The organism is Mesorhizobium sp., assembly GCF_005063415.1.
Classification (GTDB): Bacteria; Pseudomonadota; Alphaproteobacteria; order Rhizobiales; family Rhizobiaceae; genus Mesorhizobium.
The window spans coordinates 1-1357 of record NZ_SUEG01000330.1 but is presented as its reverse complement, the minus strand read 5'-3'; the positions used below and the strand labels follow the sequence as shown (position 1 = coordinate 1357).

General features: G+C 65.4%; 3 pseudogenes. 2 read left to right on the top strand and 1 reads right to left on the bottom strand.

What is annotated here, in order from left to right:
• A pseudogene (locus E5W70_RS32380) lies at positions 1-278 on the top strand (ABC transporter permease); the annotation flags it as partial.
• Positions 275-484: pseudogene (locus E5W70_RS32375) on the top strand (ATP-binding cassette domain-containing protein); the annotation flags it as partial. The pseudogenes E5W70_RS32380 and E5W70_RS32375, both read left to right, overlap by 4 nt.
• Positions 485-704: 220 nt before the next feature.
• On the opposite strand, the pseudogene E5W70_RS32370 reads toward E5W70_RS32375, so the two are convergent.
• Positions 705-1357: pseudogene (locus E5W70_RS32370) on the bottom strand (DNA mismatch repair protein MutS); the annotation flags it as partial.

Sequence of the window (1357 nt, the reverse complement as noted above, 5' to 3'; positions counted from 1 at the left end):
GCGAGGTGCTGCCCAACGCATTGCCGCCAGTAATGGCTTTATCGTCGGTGATCGTCGCGGCAGCGATTCTCACCGAAGCGGCATTGTCCTTTCTCGGCCTCGGCGATCCCAACCGGGTTACCTGGGGCGGCATGATCGCCGAAGGCCGCGCCGTGCTGCGCACGGCGCCGTTCCTGTCGATCATTCCAGGTGCAGCACTCGTGCTGACCGTGCTCGGTGTGTATCTCACCGGCGAAGGCGTCGTCGAAACCACGGCGATGAGGAGGAGCCTGTCGTGACGGCGCTTGCTTCGATCCGCAATCTGACGGTGACCTATCGCCGCGACGGCACCGAGGTGGCGGCGCTGAAGAATGTCGGCTTCGACATCACCGCCGGCGAGCGCTTTGCCATCATCGGTGAAAGCGGTTCGGGCAAGAGCACGCTGGCGCTGGCCATCGCCGGGCTGCTGCCTTGGACATCAAGCATTGAGGGCAGCATCGAGTGGCCCCCAATGCAATCGTCGCATTCCGTCACACCCCCCTCTGTCCTGCCGGACATCTCCCCCGCAAGGGGGGAGATCGGCAGTTCCATCGACGGCATCTCCTTTTCGACCTTGGTGATTGGCGAAAGCCGAGATGACATCCGATCTCCCCCCTTGCGGGGGAGATGTCCGGCAGGACAGAGGGGGGTGTGAAGGAACGCCATCAGACGAACAATAGCCGAGACTACTTCCCCAGCATCCCCTTCAGCCGGTACAGCGTTTCCAGCGCCTCCCTTGGCGTCATCTCGTCGGGATTGATCTCCACTAGCGCCGCGCCCAGCCCATCACTCTTCGCCGGCTTCGACGCTTCCCGCTTCGCCGCCACGGAAAACAGCGGCAGGTCGTCGACCAGGCGGCTGGCCTTGCCCGAGACCTCGCCGGCTTCGAGCTGGTGCAGCACTTCCTTGGCCCGGCCGACGACGGCCTCCGGCAGGCCGGCCAGCCGCGCTACCTGGACGCCGTAGGAACGGTCGGCCGCACCCTTGCCGACCTCGTGCAGGAAGACCACGTCGCCCTCCCATTCCTTGACCCGCATGGTGACGTTGGAGAGCCGCGGCAGTTTTCCGGCGAGCGCCGTCATCTCGTGGAAATGCGTGGCGAAGATCGCCCGGCAGCGGTTCTTCTCGTGCATATATTCGACCGCTGCCCAGGCGATCGACAGCCCGTCGAAAGTGGCGGTGCCGCGGCCGATCTCGTCGAGGATGACCAGTGCGCGCTCGCCGGCCTGGTTGAGGATCGCCGCCGTCTCGACCATCTCGACCATGAAGGTCGAGCGGCCGCGCGCCAGGTCGTCGGAGGCGCCGACCCGCGAAAACAGCCGGTCGACGACGCCGATAT